This is a genomic window from Microvirga lotononidis (assembly GCF_034627025.1).
Lineage (GTDB): Bacteria > Pseudomonadota > Alphaproteobacteria > Rhizobiales > Beijerinckiaceae > Microvirga > Microvirga lotononidis.
In genome coordinates, this window is sequence record NZ_CP141048.1 from 4,922,811 (window position 1) to 4,945,899 (window position 23,089).

General features: G+C 63.4%; 19 protein-coding genes. 2 read left to right on the plus strand and 17 right to left on the minus strand.

What is annotated here, in order from left to right; translation table 11 throughout:
- The first annotated feature begins 18 nt into the window (after positions 1–18).
- Positions 19–1,251, plus strand: coding sequence for a phenylacetate--CoA ligase family protein (locus U0023_RS23195; protein ID WP_040638774.1), 1,233 nt, complete (start codon positions 19–21; stop codon positions 1,249–1,251).
- Between the two features lie 800 nt (positions 1,252–2,051).
- Here the strand turns inward: U0023_RS23195 and arfA are convergent.
- The 6 genes from arfA to U0023_RS23225 form a co-directional block, all read right to left on the minus strand.
- Positions 2,052–3,605: an arabinosylfuranosidase ArfA gene (arfA, locus tag U0023_RS23200; protein WP_009764461.1), complete on the minus strand. Its 1,554-nt coding sequence runs from the start codon at positions 3,603–3,605 to the stop codon at positions 2,052–2,054.
- A 65-nt stretch (positions 3,606–3,670) separates the two neighbouring features.
- Positions 3,671–4,519 carry an ABC transporter ATP-binding protein gene (locus tag U0023_RS23205; protein ID WP_009764460.1) on the minus strand — a complete coding sequence of 283 codons (849 nt, stop codon included), beginning with the start codon at positions 4,517–4,519 and terminating at the stop codon, positions 3,671–3,673.
- A gap of 12 nt (positions 4,520–4,531) precedes the next feature.
- Positions 4,532–5,554 carry an ABC transporter ATP-binding protein gene (locus U0023_RS23210; protein ID WP_052600619.1) on the minus strand — a complete coding sequence of 341 codons (1,023 nt, stop codon included), beginning with the start codon at positions 5,552–5,554 and terminating at the stop codon, positions 4,532–4,534.
- A 35-nt stretch (positions 5,555–5,589) separates the two neighbouring features.
- Positions 5,590–6,459, minus strand: a complete 870-nt coding sequence (locus tag U0023_RS23215) for an ABC transporter permease (protein ID WP_009764458.1) — start codon at positions 6,457–6,459, stop codon at positions 5,590–5,592.
- Positions 6,459–7,463 carry an ABC transporter permease gene (locus U0023_RS23220; RefSeq protein ID WP_009764457.1) on the minus strand — a complete coding sequence of 335 codons (1,005 nt, stop codon included), beginning with the start codon at positions 7,461–7,463 and terminating at the stop codon, positions 6,459–6,461. Before U0023_RS23220 ends, U0023_RS23215 begins: the two co-directional genes overlap by 1 nt.
- Before the next feature lie 42 nt (positions 7,464–7,505).
- Positions 7,506–9,398: an ABC transporter substrate-binding protein gene (locus U0023_RS23225; RefSeq protein ID WP_009764456.1), complete on the minus strand. Its 1,893-nt coding sequence runs from the start codon at positions 9,396–9,398 to the stop codon at positions 7,506–7,508.
- Positions 9,399–9,553: 155 nt separating this feature from the next.
- Between U0023_RS23225 and U0023_RS23230 the strand changes: the two genes are divergently transcribed.
- Positions 9,554–10,510, plus strand: a complete 957-nt coding sequence (locus U0023_RS23230; RefSeq protein WP_009764455.1) for an ArsR/SmtB family transcription factor — start codon at positions 9,554–9,556, stop codon at positions 10,508–10,510.
- A gap of 19 nt (positions 10,511–10,529) precedes the next feature.
- Here U0023_RS23230 and U0023_RS23235 read toward each other — a convergent pair whose 3' ends face one another.
- The 11 genes from U0023_RS23235 to U0023_RS23285 all read right to left on the minus strand — a co-directional run bounded on the left by U0023_RS23235 (position 10,530) and on the right by U0023_RS23285 (position 22,977).
- Entirely contained in the window at positions 10,530–11,756 is a 1,227-nt protein-coding gene (locus U0023_RS23235) for a DUF1501 domain-containing protein (RefSeq protein WP_009764454.1), read from the minus strand.
- A 22-nt stretch (positions 11,757–11,778) separates the two neighbouring features.
- Complete coding sequence (locus tag U0023_RS23240) at positions 11,779–13,227, minus strand: DUF1800 domain-containing protein (protein WP_009764453.1); 1,449 nt, start codon at positions 13,225–13,227, stop codon at positions 11,779–11,781.
- 182 nt (positions 13,228–13,409) lie between these two features.
- The gene (locus U0023_RS23245; RefSeq protein ID WP_052600618.1) at positions 13,410–14,156 is read right to left on the minus strand and encodes an outer membrane protein; all 747 of its coding nucleotides are present in this window, start codon (positions 14,154–14,156) and stop codon (positions 13,410–13,412) included.
- A 361-nt stretch (positions 14,157–14,517) separates the two neighbouring features.
- Positions 14,518–14,967, minus strand: a complete 450-nt coding sequence (locus tag U0023_RS23250) for a DNA-directed RNA polymerase sigma-70 factor (protein WP_009764451.1) — start codon at positions 14,965–14,967, stop codon at positions 14,518–14,520.
- 329 nt (positions 14,968–15,296) lie between these two features.
- Entirely contained in the window at positions 15,297–15,905 is a 609-nt protein-coding gene (locus U0023_RS23255; protein ID WP_009764450.1) for an alkylhydroperoxidase domain protein, read from the minus strand.
- 14 nt (positions 15,906–15,919) lie between these two features.
- Positions 15,920–16,585: a CMD domain protein gene (locus tag U0023_RS23260; protein WP_009764449.1), complete on the minus strand. Its 666-nt coding sequence runs from the start codon at positions 16,583–16,585 to the stop codon at positions 15,920–15,922.
- A 36-nt stretch (positions 16,586–16,621) separates the two neighbouring features.
- Positions 16,622–17,668: a putative FMN-dependent luciferase-like monooxygenase gene (locus U0023_RS23265; protein WP_009764448.1), complete on the minus strand. Its 1,047-nt coding sequence runs from the start codon at positions 17,666–17,668 to the stop codon at positions 16,622–16,624.
- An 18-nt stretch (positions 17,669–17,686) separates the two neighbouring features.
- Entirely contained in the window at positions 17,687–19,360 is a 1,674-nt protein-coding gene (locus tag U0023_RS23270; RefSeq protein ID WP_009764447.1) for a dipeptide ABC transporter ATP-binding protein, read from the minus strand.
- Positions 19,357–20,268: an ABC transporter permease gene (locus U0023_RS23275; RefSeq protein WP_009764446.1), complete on the minus strand. Its 912-nt coding sequence runs from the start codon at positions 20,266–20,268 to the stop codon at positions 19,357–19,359. Before U0023_RS23275 ends, U0023_RS23270 begins: the two co-directional genes overlap by 4 nt.
- A complete protein-coding gene (locus U0023_RS23280) occupies positions 20,265–21,209 on the minus strand; it encodes an ABC transporter permease (RefSeq protein ID WP_009764445.1) in 945 nt (314 codons plus the stop codon). The genes U0023_RS23275 and U0023_RS23280 overlap by 4 nt, the downstream gene beginning before the upstream one ends.
- A gap of 100 nt (positions 21,210–21,309) precedes the next feature.
- The gene (locus tag U0023_RS23285; RefSeq protein WP_009764444.1) at positions 21,310–22,977 is read right to left on the minus strand and encodes a TIGR04028 family ABC transporter substrate-binding protein; all 1,668 of its coding nucleotides are present in this window, start codon (positions 22,975–22,977) and stop codon (positions 21,310–21,312) included.
- Positions 22,978–23,089: the final 112 nt, after the last annotated feature.

Consider the following 23,089-nt stretch of genomic DNA (forward strand, 5'->3'; position numbering starts at 1 on the left):
AAAGTCGGGAACACCACCTTGTCCGATGCCTTCGACACCCTTGAGACCCGAGCCCCAGCCGAGCGCGAAGCCGCACTCTTCGCGATGCTGCCGGACATCCTAAAGCAGGCCGCGCAGGCTCCGGCTTATGCGCAGCGCCTCCAGGGACTCGACCTCGACGGGATCAGGAGCCGCGAGGCCCTTGCCACCCTGCCGGTGCTGCGCAAATCCGAGCTGCCGGGTTTGCAGAAGGCGGCCCTTCCCTTCGGCGGGTTCGTCCCCGGTGCGCCGGGCTCGTTCGGGCGCCTGTTCACCTCGCCCGGCCCGATCTTCGAGCCGGAAGCCGATGCGCCCGATCCCTGGAACGCGGCGCGCGGCCTCTTCGCGGCCGGTTTCCGGCGCGGCGACGTGGTGCTGAACACCTTCAGCTACCACCTGACTCCCGGAGGCTTCATCATGGATTCCGGCGCGCGCGCCCTCGGCTGCGCCGTCATACCGGCGGGTCCGGGCAACACCGAGCAGCAATTCGAGCTGATCGAGGCCTATCGCCCCGTCGCATATTGTGGCACGCCGGATTTCCTGAAGATCCTGCTCGACGGCGCGGCATCGTCCGGACGCGATGTTTCATCCATCAGACGGGCGCTCGTCTCTGGCGCGGCTTTTCCGAAATCGTTGCAGGACGAATTTTCCGCCAAGGGCATCGAGGCCTATCAGGCCTATGCCACCGCGGATCTGGGCTTCATCGCCTATGAAACTCCGGCCCGCGAAGGTCTTGTCGTCAACGAGGACATCATTGTCGAAATCGTGCGGCCCGGCACGGGCGATCCGGTTCCCGAGGGCGATGTAGGCGAGATCGTTGTGACGACGCTCGATCGGCACCGTCCTTTCATCCGTCTTGCCCTCGGAGACCTGACGGCAGCCATGAGCGGCTCCAGCCCCTGCGGCCGGACGAACATGCGCATCAAGGGCTGGATGGGGCGCGCCGATCAGGCCACCAAGGTCAAAGGGATGTTCGTTCGGCCCGAGCAGGTGGCGGAGATCGGCCGGCGACAGCCCGCACTCGGCCGCCTGCGCCTCGTCGTCACCCGCGACGGCGAGACGGACGTCATGACCCTGATGGCGGAAACGGACAATCCGAGCGATGCTCTCGCGGCTACGCTCGCGGAGGCGCTGCAGACCATCCTCAAGCTCCGAGGCTCGGTCATGTTGATCAGCCCCGGAAGCCTTCCGAATGACGGCAAGGTGATCGCGGACGAACGCACGTTCTCGTGAGCTCGGGCTTCGTCTGAAAGCCGAAAATCGGAGCCTTGCAGACTTTACTGCTCCTGGAACCCTTGAAGATGGGACTCGCGATTCATAAGCTTAAGCTCGCCGGCGATTCGCATCTGAGGAAAAGAGCGAGGAAACTCAAAAAGAAAGAGCACCCGGAGGTGCTCTTTAAGGTGTCCGGCCGTAGGGGCAAAATGACCGGAGATGTCAATAAACGCCCAAGGTCGGATTCGGTTCCGAAGTTTTTTTGAAAAATATTCACGGCCCGACCTGCGCCTCATTGAAGTCATGTTTTCAGGGTCTAGGGCTTAGCTTCCCGTGGGGGCAAACACGGGCCGGGGCCGCGACCAGAGATCCCCTTAAAGGACATGGTCGCGGCTACCCCTTCCAGGCGCGGCTTGGCCATTTCGCCCATCCACTGAAACATGGAAACGGCATGAGGCCGCTTCAGGACCCGTAGCGCGTCCGAGGCCCAAGGGGCCGATGACGATCTTGAAAGATGGTCCACCTCGTGCCTCACCTCAGGACGGCCTAAGCCCAGGCACCAGCGGAACCAGCCGCAGGTGCCGATACGGACGTGCGACCTCGCCGGTTCCGACCATTGCAGGCAATGCCGAGCGCAACAGGATCGGTCACACGAACAGGTTCGGAACGGAAAATCGTGCGGATCCTGAGATCCGCACGACTTGCTGGTGAGGGAGCAGAGCATCCGGCCTGAAAGCAGGTCTTCCTGTCACGTCCGATGTTCCGGATCTCCGCTTATTTCGCCGACGCGATCCGCCGCGTCAGGCTCGTTCTGGTCCTTACTGCTTCTGAACTCCCAGACGGATGACATTCCAGGAAGCCGGTGCGAGCTTGGCGCGAACCTGCTCTCCCCAGATCTCCACACCCTCCAGGGGAGCCGGCTTGATCGTATCCGGTGCGTCCTTCGTGTTCACGGCCATCAGGTCGTCGTTGCGGAGCTGGTGGGCATCCTGGACCACGAGGCCCTCGAAGCCGCGCACGAGGGCTTCCATCGAGAGGCTCGCGTCGAGGCTTCGGTTGAGCGCAAAGATGGTGATGCAATCCTCGTCGCGGTTGTGAACCACCGACACCTTGAGATAGGGCACCTCCGACATTGGGAACCGCAGGTCGGACGTGCCGCGCGGATCGTAGTAGGTCGTCTCATAGGTGGGTGAGACCACCTTCGTCTGCAGCACCGTGCCGCGGCCGAGCGTGCTCATGTCCTTGAACGGATAGAAGATCGTCTGGCGCCAGGCGGGTCCGCCGGTCTCGGTCATGATGGGCGCGATGGCGTTCACCAGCTGCGCCAGGCAGGCCGACTTCACCCGGTCCGCATGGTTGAGCAGGGAGATGCAGGCGCCTCCGAAGGCGAGCGCGTCCTGCATGTTGTAGATCTCCTCGAGGATCTGGGGCGCGACGGGCCATCCGAGCTTCACCCGGCCTTCGTTCTTGCGCCGGGTCCGGTACCAGACGTTCCATTCGTCGAAGCTGAGCATGATCCGCTTCGACGAGCGGCGCCGGGCGGCGACCGCGTCCGCGATGGCCACGACCTCTTCGATGAAGCTGTCCATCAGGTCCGGGCTCGCGAGGAAGGCCGGCGTGTCGTCCGCGTAGTTGTTCAGGTAGGTATGCAGGGAGATGTACTCGACGTGGTCGAATGAATGCTCGAGCACGGTGTCTTCCCAGGTACCGAAGGTCGGCATGTTGCGCGAGGAGGAGCCGCAGGCCGCGAGTTCGATGGTCGGATCGATCCATTTCATGAGCTTGGCGGCCTCGGAGGCGATCCGCCCATATTCCCAGGCCGTCTTGGTTTCCATCTGCCATGGACCGTCCATCTCGTTGCCCAGGCACCAGAACTTCACGTTGTGCGGCTTTTCCCAGCCATGGGAGCGGCGCAGATCCGACAGCTCCGTCCCGCCCGGGAAGTTGCAGTATTCCAGCAGGCGGCGGGCATCGTCGGGGCCTCGGGTGCCGAGGTTGACGGCCATCATGGGCTCGACGCCGGCCGCCTGGCACCAGTCCATGAACTCGTTGGTGCCGAACGTGTTCGGTTCGGTCGACATCCAGGCGAGGTCGAGCCGGCGCGGTCTGTTCTCCACGGGGCCGACGCCGTCCTCCCAGTTGTAGCCGGAGACGAAGTTGCCACCCGGATAGCGGATGATCGTCGGGCCGAGCTCACGGACGAGCTCAAGCACGTCCTTGCGGAATCCATGCTCGTCGGCGCTTGGATGGCCCGGCTCGTAAAGACCGCCATAGACGCACCGCCCCAAGTGCTCGACGAAGGCCCCGAAAAGTCGGGGATCCGTTTCCGCGATGGAGAAATCGCGGTCAATGGTGACTTTGGCTTCTTTCATAGGGAGGCTCCGATCAGTGAGGTGCGGTCTCGGTTTGTTTGAACGTCGGTAGGCTGAGGAGTGGATCAGGTGGCGGTTGCGGGCATGCCGCCCGTGAAGGTGTCGTCCCGCCAGGCGTCATCCACCGACAGAACAGCTTGGCGAAGTTTGATGGAGTAGGGATGCTGCGGCGCTGCCAGCACCGTCCGCGCGTCGCCGCCTTCGACCACCCTGCCCTTCTGCATGATGATCAGGCGGTCGCTGATGTAATAAGCGGTCGCCAGGTCGTGCGTGATGTAGATGATCGACACGCCGAATTCGTCGCGGAGCTTCCTGAACAGGTTGATCACCGTCACGCGCAGCGATGCGTCGATCATCGAGACCGGCTCGTCGGCGACGATCAGGGACGGATTGGACACGAGCGCACGCGCGATCGCCACGCGCTGGAGCTGCCCGCCCGACATCTCATGCGGATAGCGCCCCCGCACCTCCGCGAGCGACAGGCCAACCTTGTGCAGGGCCTCGTCCGCCCGCTCCGCCGCCGCCTCGGACGTGCGGCATTCCACGAAACGCTGGGCTGCGCTGAACAGGTAGCGGTCGACGCGCTTCAAAGGATTGAAGGCATCGAACGGGTTCTGGAAGATCGCCTGCACATGGCTCATGAATTCGAGCCGGGCGCGGCGGCTGCGGATTTCGCGCAGATCCTTTCCCCGAAAACGGATTCGACCGCTCGTGGGGGACAGGCTGTTCAGGATCATGCCCGCGAGGGTCGTCTTTCCGCTGCCCGACTCGCCGATGATGGTAAACACCTCCGGCTTGTCCGCCGCCAGGGAGAAGCTGACGTCGTTCACGGCATGATTGACCCGCCGCGATACGAAACCGCCCCTCGTGAAGATCTTGTTGACGTGCTCGACGTCGAGAAGATTCGGCCTCATGCGCTCGCCTCCTTATGCGACCGGCCGAACCCTGGCGGGATCGGCTTGGGCAACGTGGCAGGCTGTCCGATGCCCGGGCAGGAGCTCGACCATGGGCGGGGCCTCGCGACGACAGATATCGATGGCAAGGGGGCAGCGAGGATGGAACCGGCAGCCCGGCGGGGGATCGGCAAGGCTCGGAGGCGATCCTTCGAGCCCCTTCTTCGGCGCCTCGTCCCCGATGCGCGGCAAGCTGGAGATCAGATGCGCGGTGTAGGGATGGAGCGGCCTCCTGAACACGTCCCTGGTCCTGCCCTCCTCCACCAGACGGCCTGCATACATGATGCCGAGGCGATCGGTCAGGTTGGCGTGAACCGCCATGTCGTGGGTCACGAACAGGACCGACGATCCGAACTCCTGCTGGATCTCCCGGATCATCGCGAGAACGCCTTTCTGAACAATCACATCGAGTGCGGTCGTCGGCTCGTCGGCGATGATGAATTCCGGGCTGCAGATGGTTGCCAGTGCGATGGTCACCCTCTGCCGCATGCCGCCGGACAGCTCATGCGGATAGGCTTGCAGAACCGCGGGATCGAGGTGGAGGCGCTTCAGATGCCGCTCCACGAGGCCCGTGAAATCGGCGCCCTTGGCGGCCACGTGCGGCAAGGCAAAATCCGCGAAGGCGTGCTTGATCCGCCGGACCGGGTTCAGCACGCTCATGGAGCCCTGCATGATGTAGGACAGGTGGCTCCAGCGGATCGCCGACAACTCACGCGGCGAAAGCCTATAGATGTCCCGATCCCCGTCCTTGAACGAGAAGCGCACCGAACCCTCGACCACCCTGAGCGGGGGACGGATGGCGCCCGCGATGGTCTTGATGAGGGAACTCTTGCCGGAACTCGATTCACCCGCAAGGCCGTAGATCTCGTTGCGGTTGATCCTCAGGCTGACGTCGTCGACCGCCCGCACTTCGCGGTCGATGCCGAACAGCTTCACCTTGTAATAGGCCTTCAGGCCATCGACCGTGAGCAGAGGGACGGACTGCGGTGCCTTCATCTCGGCGGACGATGGGATGGAGCGAAGTTCTGCGATCATGCCGCCCCCCCAAGTCGGCTGAGGCGGCTGCGCGGATCGATGTACTCGTTCATCGAAATGGCGAGCAGGAACAGCCCGATGAAGAGCATGATCACCAGAAGGACCGGGAATGTGATCCACCACCAGATGCCCGACACCAGGGCGGTATGCTGGTTCGCCCAGTAGATCATCCCGCCGATGGTGGGCGTGTTGATGTCGGTGAAGCCCAGAACCGACAGGGTCACTTCGATGCCGATCGACCAGTTGATGTTGTTCATGGTCGTCGAGAACACGATCGGCAGGACGAACGGCAGGTGCTCCTGAAGCACGATCTTGCGGGTGCTCATGCCGGAGAACACCGCCTGGCGGGTGAATTCACGGGTCCGCAGGCTCATGGCGATGGACCGGATCAGGCGCGCGTCGTAGGCCCATCCGAGCAGCGCGGTGATGATGGCGAGCATCGCCCAGGTCATCTGATCCCGCATGATGAAGTAGAACAGCACCAGGATGGGAAAGAGCGGAACGACGACGAAGGTGTCGTTGATCGACATCAGGACGCGGTCGACCCAGCCGCCCTTGTAGCCGGAGATCAGCCCGACCAGAAGCGATATGACGCGGCTGAGCGCCGCCACCACGATGCCGAAGAGAAGGGTGTTGCGGATCGCGAAGGTCAGCTGCCAGAACACGTCCTGCCCGCGCGACGTGGTGCCCAGCGGATATTCCCAGGACGGCGGCACGTCGGGCGGCACGACGTAGACGTCCATGGGCGGATAGGGTGAGAAGAACGAGCAGGCGGCCACGGCCAGCACGATCAGGACGAGCATCAGGCCGATGGCGAACTCGCCATTGTACCGGAAAAGGTCGCGAAGGATCCTGAGGGTGTTCATCAGCGTGCCTCCACGCGCGGGTCGATCAGCGGATAGAGAAGATCGATCAGCAGGACAGTGGCGGAGACGGCCACGATCGAGACGGTGGTGATGCCGAGAACCAGGCTGTAGTCACCGGCATGGACCGCGCTGATCAAGAGCGATCCGACACCCGGGTAACCGAAGACCTGCTCGGTGATGATCGCGCCGTTGAAGATGGCGCCCAGCTGCAGGGCGAGGCCCGTGACCTGAGGGCCGAGGGCATTGCGCATCACGTAGGAGCGCAGGATCTTGCCGCGATTGACGCCCGCCAGCTCCGCATAGACGACGTAGTCCTCAGTCACGATGTTGGACACGAGGGCACGCATCCCCATGAACCACCCGCCGATGCCGACCGCCATGAGCGACAGCACGGGAAGGATGGAGTGGACCACGACATCGAGAGCAAATGCCAACGTGTTCGAGCGGTCCGACGCCATGGTGGCGCCGCCGCTGATCGGCAGAACCGGCCAGAGGAAACCGAAGATGATGAGAAGCACGAAGGCGACGACGTAGTATGGGATCGGGTGGATCCCCATGCTCAGGACGCCGAATGCCTTGAGGATGCGGCTGTTGCGGTAATAGCCCGCGAGACCGCCGAGCAGATTGCCGAGAATCCAGGTCAGGAGCGTCGAGACCAGCAGCAATCCGACGGTCCATGGAAGGGCTCGCAGGATGAGCTGCGAGACCGGTGTCGGAAAGGCCGACAAGGAGGGGCCGAAGTCGCCGACCAAAACCCGCTTCCAGAACGACACGTACTGTTCCCAGGGCGTGCCCTCGAGACCATAGAGCTGGCGCAGCGACTGCCGCATCATCTCGATGGCTTCCGGACTGGTCGCCCCGTAGGTCGTCGCAGCCGAGATCGATTGCTCGACCGGATTGATCGGGGTCATGTGCGTCACCAGGTAGGTGATGTTGATCCCGACGAAGACGACGACCGCGAACTGCACCAGCCGCTTGGACAGATAGGTCAGGTAAGCCCTCATGGACCTCTCCTTGTCTGAGGAAAGTAAGGAGTTGTCTGTGCGCTAGGGCTGCTTGGGCTTCAGCTTCACCATCATCGAGCGGGAATTGCCCCAGTTCGGCACGGGATTGGCGTAGGGATTCTCCGCCGTCGGGTACCCGGTCCAATAGGTCTCATCCATGGCCGTGAAGACGTTGTAGGCCATCAGCGGGATGATCGGCATCTCGCGTACGATGAGCTTGGCGTAGTCGCGGCCGAGTTCGACCGTGCGCTTGTCGTCGAAGGAGATCCGGCGCACTTCCTCGATGATCTTGTCGAGTTCCGGATTGCTCCACCGCTGCCAGTTGCGCGGCGATTGCGTCTTGCCCGGGGCTGCGACGAACTGGGAGTGCCAGCTGTCCAGGAAGAACGACAGGTCGGGATGGCCGCCGTAAGTCTCGACGCTCCAGGAAATCAGCGTCTCGAAGTCGCCGGCGATGCGTCGGTCGAGCATCGTGGTGCCCTGGGCGACTTCCGTCTTCGCATCGATGCCGAACTGGCGCCATTGCTGCACGATCATGGTGCCGGCCCGGGTCAGGATCGGACGGCTGTCGCCCTCGACCATGAGCTTGATGGAGAACGGCTTGCCGTCGGGCGTGTACCAGGCATTGCCGCGTTTCGTGTAGCCGGCCTTCTCGAGGAGCTCCGTCGCCGCCTGCGGGTTGGGCTTCCACCAGCCGTAGCCGAACGCCTTCCTGATCTCCGCCGGATCCGTCGGGATCTGGTCCTTCATCGTGGGACGCAGCATGTCGGCGATCTGGTTGCCGATGGTCGGATCATACGGCTTGATCTTGCTCTTGCCGGTATCGATCTCGTAGGAGGCGAGCCACTCCTGAAGCGGAATGTGGTAATCGTCCGGATGCGTTCCCGTGGGCGGGATCCCGATCGGCGAGAGCGTCGCGGCCCCGCGATAGGAGGCCATCGACACGGCCTTGACGTCGATCAACAGAGCCAGCGCCCACCGCACGTCGCGGTTCTGGAAGGCTGGATTCTGCATGTTGAAGATCACCGACGGAAGGGTCGGATCAGGATGCGCGAATGGGAAGTTCGGGAACCAGGTCTTGAGGCTCGGCGACTGCTTGGTCAGGGTGAACATGCCCTCGGGGGCGATGTCGTGCACGACGTCCAGATTGTGGTTGAGCTGCGCGATCACGCGCTTGTCCGGCGGACCCGGGTCGATATAGGCCGCGTATTTCGGGCCCGGCTCGCCGTAGCGCCCCAGGGTCGTGCGCTGCCAGTCGTCGCGCTTCTGCCAGATGTACCACTTTCCATCCGGATCGAAGCTGTGGATCTTGTAGGCGCCGAGCGAAACCGGCGGATTGAAGTCGAATCTCTGCGGATCGGCGGCCTTCTCGAAGACATGCTTCGGCATGATCCAGATCGCGTTGAACCGCACCGTGAAGAGCGAGTGGAACCGCGAGTTCGGCTTCTTCAGCTTGAACACGACCGTCCACGGCTCCGGCGACGATACGCTCTCGACGTTGAGCGCCAGCAGAGCGCTCCAGCGCATGCCCGGATTCTTGATCTGGGTTTCGACCGTGTAGATGAGGTCGTCGGGCGTGAACTCGACGCCGTCGCTCCAATAGATTCCGGGGCGCAGCTTCACCGTCATCTCGGTGAAGTCCGCATTGTAGATCGGCTTTTCCGCCGCGAGCGAGTTTTCCCAGACACCATCGAGACCGCGTTCGGGATCGATGTACCAGAGCGTATCGAGCGCGAGCTGGTGCAGGCCGGTGTACTGACCGCCGGCATTGATGGTCCAGATGTTGAACCATCCGGGATTCTTGATCGTGCCTTCCGGATTTTCGAGAATGATCGTCTCGTTGCGCGGTACGCCCGGGACGTTGGTTTGAGACATCGCGGTGGTCGCTGCCAGGGCCAGACCGGTGGCAACGGTAAGCAGGCGTAGAATTCGCATTGGCGCTCCTCCTTGGTTGATTTTTATCTTTTTTCTTAGTTAGCCCTCAGTTTCTGGGATCGGTCAACAGTAGCATTGATACATATCGAAACTTTCGATACATAAAGGTTCATGCGGGATGCCTTGCGTTCTGTAACCTCCCAGTTGAGCCGCCCATGTCGACATTCAAAAGAAAGTTCCTGACCCTGGTCGCAGAGGAGAGCTCTGAGACTCTGCGAGGGATCGCCTCACCCGGCCGGATCCGGATCCTCAAGCTCCTGCGGGCGCAGGGTCCGCTGAACGTCAACGAAATCAGCGATGCGTTGGATCTGCCTCAATCCACGATCGCGACCCATGTCCAGGTGCTGGAGCGCGCCGGACTCATCGAGACGGAAACCATCAAGGCTTCGAAAGGCCAGCAGAAAGTCTGCTCGATCCGCTACGACGAGATCATCATCCGCTTCGACGACGAGGATCCGCTCAAGAGCAAGGACCACATCGAGGTCTCCATGCCCATCGGCCTCTATACGAGCTGCGATGTGAGCGCCCCCTGCGGCCTCTGCTCCACGGAGAGCGTCCTGGGCGTTCTCGATGTGCCCGATCTCTTTCTCGATCCGCATCGCATGAATGCGTCCCTGATCTGGTTCAGGCGGGGCTTCGTCGAATATAAGTTTCCCAACAACGGCAAGGTGCTCGGCGCCAAGATCGACAGGCTCGAATTCGTCATGGAGCTCTCGTCCGAGGTTCCGGGCACGAGCCTGGACTGGCCGTCCGAGATCAGCCTCTGGATCAACAACGTGAAGGTGGGAAGCTGGATTTCGCCGAGCGACTTCGGCGACAAGCGCGGACTCTACACGCCGCATTGGTGGAAGCTGGAAGGCTCCCAGTACGGCAAGCTCGTGACCTGGCAGATCACCCGAAGCGGAACGTCGGTTAACGATGTCCAGATCTCCGACGTGACGCTCGACAAGCTCGAACTCGATAAGCACCACGGCATTCGCCTGAGGATCGGGATCGACGACACGGCTCGCCACCCTGGCGGCATCAACATCTTCGGCCGCGGTTTCGGGAACTACGATCAGGACATCGTCATGCGCATCCACCTGAAGGAGCAGCCGGGCGCGAAGATGTAAATAATCTTCGCCTCCTCTCTTACACGACGAGATCCCGCATGGGCTTCAGGTCGGGCGTGTCGGGAAACACGTCATCGGCGAGCCGTGCGGCGGAAATTCCGAACAGGTCGGCGAGCACGCCCTTGGCGACGGAACGGATGTCCGTGGTGGGGCGAAGGTCCCTGCCTTCGAAGAGGTTTTCCGGCTTGAGGCCGGGCCAATCGGCGATGACTCGCCTGCCCTTGACGGCGCCGCCCAGGAGGAACGCCACGGTGCCATTGCCGTGGTCCGTCCCCACCGTGCCGTTGACCCGTGCGGTACGCCCGAACTCCGTGACCACCATCAGGACCGTATCTGCCCAGCGCTCCTTCAGCCCGGCCTCGAAGGCCGCGAAGGCCCCGTCGAGGCCGCCGAGGAGCTGAGCGAGCTGGCCCGTCGCGCCACCTTCATTGGCATGCGTGTCCCACCCATCGAAGGCGAGCGCCGCGATGCGGGGCCCATCATCCGCGTTCACGAGGCGCGCGGCCCCTTCGGCCACACGACGCATGGCGACGGATGCACCGCCTCCGGGCTGGCCCGCCATGCCGCCCATGCGGCTCGCCAGGCGATCCGTTTCGAGGCCGCTCCGGAGCTGCACGCCCAGCTCCGGGTCGCGGACGGCGTAGAGATCGAGAAGTCTCTGTGCGAGATCCTCCTTGGCCTTGGGGAGAATGGCCGGCGCCCAGCCGGTGACGGGGGCCCGACCGCGCACGATCAAGGGCGGCACCGGGCCGATGCCAAGCGCACCGTGCTGCTCGATGCGCTCCCCTTCCGGCAGGGTCAGGAGCAGGCGGTTCATCCAGCCGGTCTCAGTGCGCCCCGGCCCCGGCTGACCGCTCTCCAGGACGTCCTGCCCGTCGAAATGCGAGCGGTCGCGATAGCCGGTGGACGTGGCGTGGATCACCGTCGCCTGCCCGGCCTTATAGAGCCGCAGCAGGTTCGGCATGGCTGGATGCAGCGCGAAGAACCCGTCGAGAGGAAGGGCCGGGTTGCCGCCCTCCGTGGAGAGGGCGATGCTCTCGCGCAGGCCCACATAATCCGGGTCGCCCACGGGTGCGACGGCGGACATGCCATCCATCGCTCCGCGCAGGACGATGCATATGAAGCGTGCGTCCCGCGCGCCCGCCGCCGCATAGGCGAATTTCGGTACGAAACTCCAGGCGAAGAGAGCGCCGGCGGCGCCCAGGACGGCGCGGCGGCTGACGTCGTTCTCGCAAAGGTCTGACATGGTCGTCCTCCCGCTCCGGTGCTCAGCGCCGCTGAAATTCCGGGGACATCAGCAAAAGCGCGACGCCCTGCTGACGGCTTTCGGCGCGGGCAACGACCTGACGCGTTTCCGGCGACGCGTAGTCGCCGAGGCTCGCCTCTAGCAGCTCCATCGGATCGAGCCGCCCGGCGCGCTGCGCCAATCGCGCGGAGGCGTAAAGGCGTGTCTTCATGCCTTCCGGCGTGGCCCAGTGGCCCGCCGTGTCGGGATAGCCGTTCGGCCCCGGAGGGTCCCAGAGCTTCTGGCCGAGCGCATTGAGCGGGTTGACCACCACCCACAGGTTCTCCGGGGGCGTCCCGATGAGGCGGAGCGACGCGAACACGAACTCCTGCGGGGTGCGGATCTTGCGCGTCTCCGTCGTCCAGGCCTCGGGAGAGTCGAGCAGCGCGCGGGACAGCTCAGCGAGATCACCCTCGGTTTCCAGGAACACGTCCCGGAGCCGGATCACGAGAGCGGGGGGCGGATCGTCGGCCACGAAACGACGCGCGATCTTGAACGCGATGTGTCGCGCCGTGGATGGATGACGCGCGAGGGCGTCGAAGACGTCCCTCGTCTGGTCGGGACCGTAATCCGGATAATAGGTTCCGAGCACACGATGCTCGCCGGGCTCGTGCAGACCCACATTGAAGATCGACGAGCCCGGACGTCCGAGCTTCCCTTCCGGCCCCGCCACCGTCCAGCCGGTGATGACGCGGGCAAGACTCGTTACGTCCCCCTGCCCGTAGCCGCCGGAAACCCCGAGGGTGTGCAGTTCCAGGATCTCACGGGCGAGATTCTCGTTCAGCCCCTTGCGCTGCCTCTGGCCGGCATTGGAGTTAGGGCCGATCGACTGGTTGTTGTCGAGATAATAGATCATCGCCGGGTGCGTCTCGGCGGCAAAGAGCATGTCGGCGAACCGCCCGAACACATGTGGCCGGATCGCCTCGCGTTCGAAGGCGCCGGCAATGGACTGCACCTGATTGCTCTTGGAAGTGGAAACCGCGAAATGGTTGCTCCAGAACCAGACCATGCGCTCGGCGAAACCACTCCTCGCCTCCAGCACCGTCTTGGCGCGGGCCAACACCTCATCGCGATAAGTGTCCTGCGGGATCAGGTTCTTCGGCGCCTCTGCCTGCGGCAGGGGCCGGTCGGAGGTGTCCAACTCGTCCATCGCACGCGACAGGAGCGCGCCGTCCTGGCGGTCGTAGGGGCTGGCTCGCCAGGATCGCGCCAGTTCTACCCGGCGGTTTTCCTGCTGGAGCGCGCCGAGAATCTCCGGCGTGCTCTGGAGTTGGCTTTGAGCGGATCGCCACTGCTCGATGTCCTGGCCCAGGAAGCCCCTCACGTCCGAGCGGGATTCGGCCAGATCATTCCCCCTGGCGCCGAGGCCGAAGCGGGCCAGCGCCAGGGCTGGGTGGGCAATGTCCGTCGATGGAGCTTCCGTGGCGATCATGGGCGGCCCGCGATGGGATCGGATAACCGGGCAGGATTGTCATAGGAAACTCGTCGGATACGGGGCGAGATCGTGGCGGCACTCCGCCCTTTCGATGAATGGCGGGTTCATTCTCCGCAAGGGCAAAACATAAAAAAGGCCCGGGAGAGTCCCCGGGCCTTTCGTTTGTCGGGTCGCGTTGATCAATACGTGCCGAACTTGAAGTTCAGCTTGGCACGGGCGACGAAGAAGTCCTGATCGTTGTTGGTCTGGGGCAGGAACACATTGACGGGCCCGCCGCCAACCGGCGTAAAGGTCCCAACAGAACCATTGTTGTTGTTGCCCTGATCGATGCTGACCCACAGGCCCTCGAGGCCTAGGGTGACGGCGCTGTTGCCACCGAACAGGTTCCAGTTCGTCGGCAATGCCCACTCGATGCCGCCGCCGAGTGCCCAGCCGGTATCGTTGTCCGTGTAGGCGACGCCACCGGTGGCGTAGATCAGGACGCGATCGACGGCGAAACCGGCGCGCACGCGCGTCGAACCCCACCAATCCGCGGAGCTCTCGAACCGGCCGGGCACGAAGGTGCCGGCAAAGCCCGGACCCGGGATGAACACCGCGGTGTTGTTGCCGTTGTCGATGCCCTGGATGTCGGTTTCGACACCGATCACGAAGTTGCCGATCTGGTAGTTGTAGCCGATCTGGCCACCACCGGTGAAGGCGCCGTCGTTGTTGTTATCGAAGATGAGCGTGCCACCGGCGAGGCCAGCAGGAACGCCAGGCCCTCCGAGGAACACAGTGTCATTGTTGCTGTTGCGCCAACCCCAACCGAGGTTGCCACCGATATAGAAGCCGGTCCAGGTGAAGATCGGCGCAGCAATGATCGGGGCAGGCGGCGGAGCCTGGCGTGGAAGGTCGGCAGCGGAGGCAGCGGCTGCAACAAGCGTCACGCTTGCAACCCCTGCGAGGAGGCTAAGTACGCACTTTCTCATAACCGTAACCCCTTGATGTGGACTCACGGTAGAAACTTACGCCTGTTCCGCTTCAGAATGCTATGGCAAACGAGCAACACCTACATATTTGAGCAGTATTCAATGGGCTCAAAGGTAGTACTACTTTTGTCTCAAAGAATATTATCCGAAAGTTCAGAAATTTGCTGGATTGGCGAGCCCTTGAAAGTCGTTTGACTTTACTTTGAAGGCATGTCCTAATGATCGCGTTTTCGGCTTGACAACCGAAGGCGAGGAGATCACTTAACCCTGCCCTTTGGGCGGGGTTTTTTCTGGACTGTAACCGTACAGCGAGCTCTCGTTACAGATCTCCCAGCAGCAGCTGCGCCTGATTACTCGACTTAGGCTTCGTGCTCTTCTTCTGGGATGCAGAGACGGTTCTTATCGCGCGGCGCTCTGGTCGCTTCCGGTCATCGCCACCTGCCATCCGCGCCTTGGCCTTATCCCGCGCGATGGCCTCCGGCGCGTTCGGATCGTCAGTGATCCATCTTTGTCGTTTGACCACTTCATTGACCCTCCCCTGGTTGACTCCCAGTTGGAAGGCAATCTCTTGCTGGGTCATGTCGGTGGTCGCGTGAAGCTCCAGGATCTTGCGCGCCAGCTCCGGCGTCATCTTCCGGCCGGTGATCCGGCGTGCAGGAGCAATCGTCCTCTTCGCCCTGTCCTGTTGACGAAGTCTCTCCAGGACGGCCAAGGCCATGTGCATGCCCTGCTCTCGCAGGGCTTCTTCGAACTCCTTGAGCGTAGTCACTCGCGAACTCCTCGAAGGCCCTAACGCATAGACTTAACGTTGGGATCCCTCGATGATGCAGACTCGCAGGATATCCCATCCGGACCCTCGGCAGAGATCGCCTGCAAAAGGTCGCGTTAATTCAATAAGGGTCACAGGTCCTACTTTTTCAAGCGGAGTCGGCCGTTCCTATCGTCTCTGGTGCATCGTGCCGAAGTGCGGATCCGGTCTTCACTGTCGTGGCTTGCGGGTCGCGGACGCGGCCCTCCGGGTCCGCGACCAACAATGTGTCGATCTCAAAGGAAAGCATCGGATTGACCCAAAAGGGGGATGCACTTTGGGTCCGATCTTCAGGATTTTGCCGGCGGGGTCGGTTCGCCGAGGGACAGCATCAATCTGTTGGCCCAGTTGAAGAACGCTGCGCCGTTGATGACGTCGACGATCTCCCCAACGTCGAGGCCCGCCGCCCGCAGCGCTCCTATCTGCTCGGCGCCGAAGGCGATCGGCGTGTCCGTCAGTGCGACGGATGCTGCAATGATGGCGTTCCATCGGCTGTCGATATCCGCACCAATGCCCTCGTCGAGAAGACGCTGAACGTCGGCGCCCCGCTTGGAATACTGCGTGGCGAACCGGGAATGGACGGATGCACAGAAGATGCATCCGTTGGAGCGCGAGGTCGCGGTTGCGGCGAGTTCGCGTTCGGCCCGGGGAAGGCCGTTGCTCGTGTTGTAGAAAATGTCCTTGTCGGTCTTGGTCCGCGCCTGCAGAACGTCCGGATCCCGGGCGAGCAGGAGAAAGTATGGCGACTTGGCGCGGGATGCATCGACAAGGCCCGCCCAGTGCCTCTCGGTCAGTTGATCCGCGGGGAACGGCTCCAGCCAGGGCAGCCAGCCCAGCTCCTCTTGCGTGAAGGCGGTGGGCTCGCGGTTATCGGCATGCGACAGCGTCGTCTCGGTCATGGAATGGTTCCTCGTCAAACGGCGCCGGATGCCAGGACGCCCGTGAAGATCTGCGTATACTCCGCGTCGTTGGTCTCGACTGCGGAGGCGTCGGCCAGAGCCCGCAAGCCCGCGACGACACGGATCTGAAAGGACAGGAAGGACACGAGCTGCGACAGGGTCACGATGTCCGTCGTCGACCACCCGGCATCGAGCAACTTCTGCAAGGCGGCAGGGCTCGCGTCCCTCGGATGGAGCACGAGCAGATGTGCGTGTTCCAGGGCCGCCGTGAGCCGGGCTCCGAGGCGCTCCCGGTTGTCGGCGGACACCTGGTAGACCGGGCCCTGCTCGTTCTCGACGGTCAGGGGCCCTTCCGGGTAGGCGCCGTAGGGGCCCTTCGCCGCTCCGAGGGCGATTTCCGTGTCGATCACGTCGGTGCGTCTGGGATGTCCGAGCCTTTGCAGCTCCGCCGAATAGAACTCGGTCACATGCGGCTGACCATGGAGACCTGCCACGAAGGTCGCGACGGCGTAGCGTTCGAGAGCCGTAACGTCGCCGGGAAATTCCGGCGCGAACAGTGCGAGATAGCTCTTCTGCGCATTCTCCCGCGCCTGCGGCCGCTGATTGCGCAGGACGTCGAGGTTGGAACCCGACTGGATTCCGGCAAGGTGATCGATGACGTCAGGGATATGTGTGCTCATTGGTCTTCTCACGTTCGAGGGTTTGACGTGACGGGCTCAGCGCACGAGGGCGACGCGCTTTTCGGGCTTGGTTGCGGGCGCGTGCCAGCCAAGGGCCGGCGCCACCTCGCTGGCGATCAGTTCGATCGAGCGCAGGATGTATTCGTGCGGCGGATCGACCGAGTGGACCTGGAATACGAGGTCCGTCACCCGCGGCAAGATGGTGTCGCGGCTCAGGCTCTCGAGCACGTCCGCGGGCGTGCCCACATGCGTGTCGAGGGCGGCGAGAACGTCTGCCAGGCTATTGCCCGGGATGACGTGCCCCTTGGCGGCGAAATCGGCCACGACGCGACGCAGACCCTTTTCGGCGAGGCGGAGCGCTTCCTCCCGATCGTCCGCGACGAAGAGCGAACGCGAGGCGACGATGCGCGGCGCCCGCCCATCGGGCAGCGCCTCGAGATAGGCGTCGATGATCGGATGCTGAATGTCCGGGAGCGTTGCCCGTGGGGCCTCCTTCGGACGAGGCTGCGTGCGCGAGAGCATGAGACCGTCGCCGGCCTTTCCGGCGCGAATGCCGCCGCCGACGGAGAAAGTCGCCTGCCAGACCCGGTCGTTCAGACCCGGTGCGGACGGGTAGAGGTAATCTCCTCCGTTCAGAGGCCGCCCATCCCAGGACTCGCGAACGACGGCGAGATGCCGGTCGTAGATCTCGGAGCGGTTCGCACTGTCGAGGCCGAACGCCGTGAAGGACGAGGGCGTGCCGCCGGTGCCGACACCGACCTCCAGGCGGCCGCCGGACAACAGGTCCAGCACCACTGCGTCTTCAGCCACCCGCACGGGATTTTCCAGCGGCAAGGTGATGATGCCCGTGCCGAGGCGGATTCTCGAGGTTTGCGCGGCCACATGGGACAGGAAGACGAGAGGCGACGGGAGGCCGCCCTCCGCCTCGTGGAAATGATGCTGGGCGACCCAGGCCGAGTCGAACCCGTGCCGCTCTGCATGGACGATCTGCTCCGACGCCAGGCGGTAGCGCTCGGCCGCACCGGCCTCATCCAGAAGGCGGGTGAAGAACCCGAGCCTTTTGCCCTGTGAGGATGTCGTCATCGGTTTGCTCCACTTGAATTACCGGAAAGAGTGCTGGCTGGCGTTGCGCTGTCCTGGAATTGCGCTGATGAGCTCGCGCGTGTAGGCGCTGCCGGGGTTCATGAACACGTCCTCGACGCGGCCGCCGTCGACCTGGCGGCCGTTGTGCAGGACGGAGACCGTATCCGAGATCTGGCGGACCACCGCGAGATCGTGCGAGATGAAGAGGTATGTCAGACCCAGAGCCTGCTGGAGCTCGTCGAGCAGCGCCAGGATCTGCGCCTGCACCGTGACGTCGAGAGCCGACACGGCCTCGTCGAGCACCAGCACCTGCGGGTCGAGCACCAGCGCACGGGCGATGGCGACGCGCTGCCGCTGCCCTCCGGACAAGGCATGCGGCTTGCGGGACAGAATCGATGGCGGAAGGCCTACCCGCTCGAGAATGCCTCGAACCTTTCGCGCCCGATCCTCCCGCGGCAGCGGATCGAAGTTCAGAAGCGGCTCCTCGACGATCTCGAAGATGGTCTGGCGCGGATCGAGAGAGGCGAACGGGTTCTGGTAGACGAGTTGGATGGTTCTGCGGAACTGGCGCAGGTTCTCCCCGCGGAGCGTCGTCACGTCGGCGCCGTCGACGCGAATGCGGCCGGAAGTGGGCTTCTGGAAGCCGACGATGCTTCGCGCGGTGGTGGTCTTGCCGGAGCCGGATTCGCCCACGATGGCGTGGGTTGTTCCCCTTTGAACCGTGAAGGAGACGTCGTCCACGGCCCGGAAGGAGCCCCGGCGGCCACTGAGGGAGAAATCCTGCACCAGATTCTCGACCACGATGGCGTCGTCGCTCGCGCCGGTGCGCAGCGATCGGGTCCGGTAGACGGAGCGGGCTTTGCCGAGCGAGGGAGCATCGGCCAGAAGCTTGCGCGTGTACTCGCTGCGCGGAGAGGTCAGGACATCCGCAGTCGGCCCCTGCTCCTGAACGCGCCCGCCCTTCAGAACGACGATATGGTTCGCTCGGTCGGCCGCGACGCCCAGGTCGTGAGTCACGAGCAGAACGGCCGTGCCGTACTCGCGGCGGAGCTCGTCGATGAGATCGAGAATGCGCTTCTGCACCGTCACGTCGAGCGCGCTGGTCGGCTCGTCGGCGATGATCAGGGCGGGACGCAGCGCAATCGCGATGGCGATGAGGACGCGCTGGCGCATGCCGCCCGACAATTCGTGCGGATATTGCCTGGTGCGCAGCTCCGGCTGGGAGAGGCCGACACGTGTCAGAAGCTCGATGACGCGGGCGTCGATCTCCGCACGGCTGCCTCTGCGGTGGATCTGCAACACTTCAGCGACCTGCTCACCGATGGTCTTGACCGGGTTGAGCGAACTCGTCGGGTCCTGCGGGATCAGGCTGATCTTGCTGCCACGGATCGTGTCGAGCCGCTTCTGCGACCAGCCCGCGATGTCGGTGCCGTTGAGGCGCACCGCGCCGGATTCCAGCCGGCCGTTCTCCGCAAGGAGCCCTATGACCGCCTGCGCCGTCGTGGTCTTTCCTGAACCCGACTCGCCCACCAGAGCGACGACCTCGCCTGGGCGCACCCGGAGCGACACCTCGTGGACGACGCGCTGGAAGCCTTCACCGCCGCGATAACCGACGGCAAGATTGCTGATCTCCAGAACGGACGCGGTCGACACGTCGGTGGATGCAGGCTGGATGGTCATGGCGGCGGTCATGCCTTGGCCTTTCCGAAGGATTGGCTGATGCGGTTCGCCGACAGCACGGTCAGGATCACGACGATCCCGGGAACCGTCGTCAGCCACCAGGCGCGGGCGATGTAATTCCGCCCCTCGGCAATCAGCAGGCCCCATTCCGGCGTCGGAGGAGGCGCGCCGTAGCCGAGGAAGCCCAGAGTGGAGATCGTCAGGATGGCCCAGCCGAGTTGAAGGGCCGCGAAGGCGATTACGGAGGTCAGGGAGTTCGGCAGGATATGACGCCACAGCACGCGGCCGAACGTGCCGCCGCTTCCGAAGGCCGCCTCCACGTAGTCGCTGGTCCGCACCCGCACCACCTCCGAACGCGCAAGCCGCGCGAAACTGGCGATTGAGGTCACGCCCACGGCAATGGCGGCGTTCACGATGCCGAAGCCGAGAAGAATGACGATGCTGAGCGACAGAAGAAGCTGGGGGATCGACAGCAGCACGTCGACGCCCCGCATGATGGCTCCGTCGATCCTGCCGCGCGCCGATCCCGCGACGATGCCGAGCGTGGTGCCCACCAAGAGACCGACGCCCACGGCCACGAAGGCTCCCGAGAGCGAGTTGCCCGCTCCGTAGATGATGCGGGAAAGGAGATCGCGCCCCAGCGCGTCTGTGCCGAGCCAATGCTCGGCGCTCGGTGCGCGAAGCTGCTGGCGGGCCACTCCGACCGTAGGGCTGTAGCTCGTGAACCATTGCGGGAACAGCGCCCAGAGCGCGACGACGGCCATGACGAACCAAGCCAGCACGAGTCCGGTCTGGATGCTCCTGACGGCCTTCAGCCACCGCGCGCCTGACGATGCGTGCCTCTTGCCTGCGGAGGAGCCATCGAGGACATCCGGATCGTCACTCAGCAGGCTACGTCCGATCGTATTCAGGCCGGTCATGCGACAGCTCCTTGTCTGACCCGGAGGCGAGGATCGAAGACGGGATACAGCAGGTCCACCGTGAGGTTGATGAGCACGAAGGCCGTTGCCGAGAACACGACGATCGCCTGCAGGACGGCGATGTCCTGATCGTTGACGGAACGCTGCGTCAGCCCGCCGAGGCCATTGAGGCCGAAGACCGCTTCCGTGACGACCGCGCCGGCCAGAAGCTCGCCGAACAGAATGCCCCCGATGGTGAGCGTCGGCAGAACCGCATTCTTCGCCACGTGCTTCCACAGGACCCAGCGATGGGATGCTCCCTTGGCGCGGGCAACGGCCACGAAGGGTTCCGTCAGAACGTGGTCGATGTTGCGCATCAGGATTTGAGCCAGCGGTGCCGAAATCGGAACCGCCAATGTCATGACGGGAAGGATCAGCCCCTGCCAGGGGCCCGGATTGATGATGGGAATGAGCTTGAGCTGAAACGAGAAGATCTGGATCAGCAGGATCCCGAGCCAGAACACCGGCGTGGAGATGAAGAGCGCCGGGATGGACTGGATGAACGAGCGCAGCCACAGGAAGGGTGACAGCGCCGAGAGTGCGGCGAGCGCGACTGCGAGAACGACCGACAGCAGAAAGCCGAGGGTCGAAAGCCACAGAGTCTGCGGCAGGTTGGCCAGGATCAGATCACCGACGGGGACGCCCGCGTGAATCGAATAGCCGAATTGTCCGGTCAGGAAATTCGCAGCCGTATGGAAATACTGCACCACCAGTGGGCTGTCGGCTCCATAGGAGGCGCGGATGTCCGCGATCTGCTCCGGACCCAGGCCGAGTTCCGGATTCAGGAACTTGATCAGAATGGCATCGCCCGGCAGAGCCTGCAGCAGGATGAATGAAACGGTGAAAGCAGCCCAGAGCACGAGGGCCGCCTGCCCGATCCTTCCAATCACGTATCGCGACATGAGAGCCTCTGTCTGTGACCTTGATCTGAGAACGGAGACGAACGGCATGGAGTAGCCGGATGTCGTTCGTCTGGGACATCCGGCCGGCTCAAAGAACTCCTCAGCGGCGCGGCGCCAGCCAAGTGCTGTAGAAGCTCGGACGGCCGACCGCTTCGAAAGACACGTTCTTCACGTAGGGGGCCGCCGCGAAGGCCTGCGGCTCCTCGAAGATCGGGATGGCATAGGCCTGATCGACCACGTAGTTCTGGACCTCACCGGCTACCGCGAGGCGCTTGCTGCGGTCCGGCTCGGACGCGAGCTGATCCAGGAGCCCGTTCAACCGCTCGTCGACGAAGGACTGCACCTTGTCGCTGTTTCCGCCCTTCTGCAGCAGAACATTGCGATTGGTCGGGTAGTACTGGCTCTTGATCACGTCCGGATCAGCACGACCGACCATGGCCGGCGATACGGGCGCCTTGGCGGGGTCGAGATTGTTGATCGTCGCACTGCCCGAGTCGGCCGTCAGCACGTTCAGCTTCACGCCGACCTTTTCCCATTGCTGGGCGACGAGTTGCAGCGTTTCCTTGTTCTGCGGCTGCGGCAGGGATTCGTAGGCCGATAATTCGAGGGTCTGCCCATCCTTCTGACGCCGGCCGTTCGCGCCGACCTTCCAGCCTGCCTCGTCGAGGAGCTGCTTGGCCTTCGCGATATCATAGGACAGCTTCGGCGAAAGATCGACATAGCCTGATGCCGTCTTGGCGATGATCGAAGTCGCCTTCGGATAGTTGGTCGAGAACAAGGTCGCGACGATCTCTTCCGTGTTGGTGGCGTGCAAAAGCGCGCGACGGACCTTGACATCCGCCACGAGCGGATTGTCCGGCCGGAAGACGACACTGTTGTTCACGCCACGTGTCGAGGGCGCATAGATCAGGTATCCTTCATCCTCGACCTGCTTCTCGTCATAGGCTTGTATCTGGCGGATAACGTCCGCCTGCCCTGCCAAAAGTGCACCGATGCGCACGCTGTCTTCCGGCGTGACGATGTATTTGATCTCATCCAGATAGGCGCGGCCTTGGTGTTCAAGTTTGGCCGGGCCCCAATTGTACTCGGGGCGGGCCTTCAGCGTGAGCTCGCGGCCAAGCGTCTCGCTGGCGACCACGAACGGGCCCGAGCCGATGATCTTCGTGGCATCGCCCAGAGCCTCGTAGGGCAGCGCAAGAGTCTTGAGGGACACGAGGCCCGAGCCGATCACGGACGTCCCCTGCAGGAAGCCCGGCGACGGTTTTTTAAAGTAGAACTTCACCGTCTGCGGATCGATGACCTCGCTGCGGTCGTAGTTGTTGATGACCTCCGAGATCGGCAGCTTCAGGTCCTTGTTGCCGCGCCCGAACGTGTCGTAATTCTTGGCGACCGCCGCGGCATCGAGCGGTGTGCCATCCGAGAAGGTCACACCCGTCCGGATCTTGAAGGTGTACTCCGTCGCGTCGGCATTGACCGTCCACGATTCAGCGATCCAGGGCTCGATTTCGAGGGTCTTGGGGTTCTGGTAGGTCAGCTTGTCGGTGATCTGGTTGAGGATCCCGCCATTGGGATAGAAGCCGCCGGCCGGCGGGTAGAGATTCGTGTGGGGCTGCTGCTCGAGATAGACCAGCGTGCCGCCCTTCGCAGGCGCGCCCTCCCCGCCTGCGGCAACCGCGTGGCTGCCCCAGAGGGAGGTGCCTGCCAGGAATGTGACACCAACGAGAGCAGCAAGATGAGCTTTGCTTCCAGAGAGAGATTTGAGCGTCACGACATGTCCCCTGTGCGGCTGGCGTTAGCGCCGAATGACAAAGGAATTATCGCGCCGTGCTTTCCGTTAAATCAACCAGAATGTTCTTTCTTTAGAACGAGCCGGACGCGTA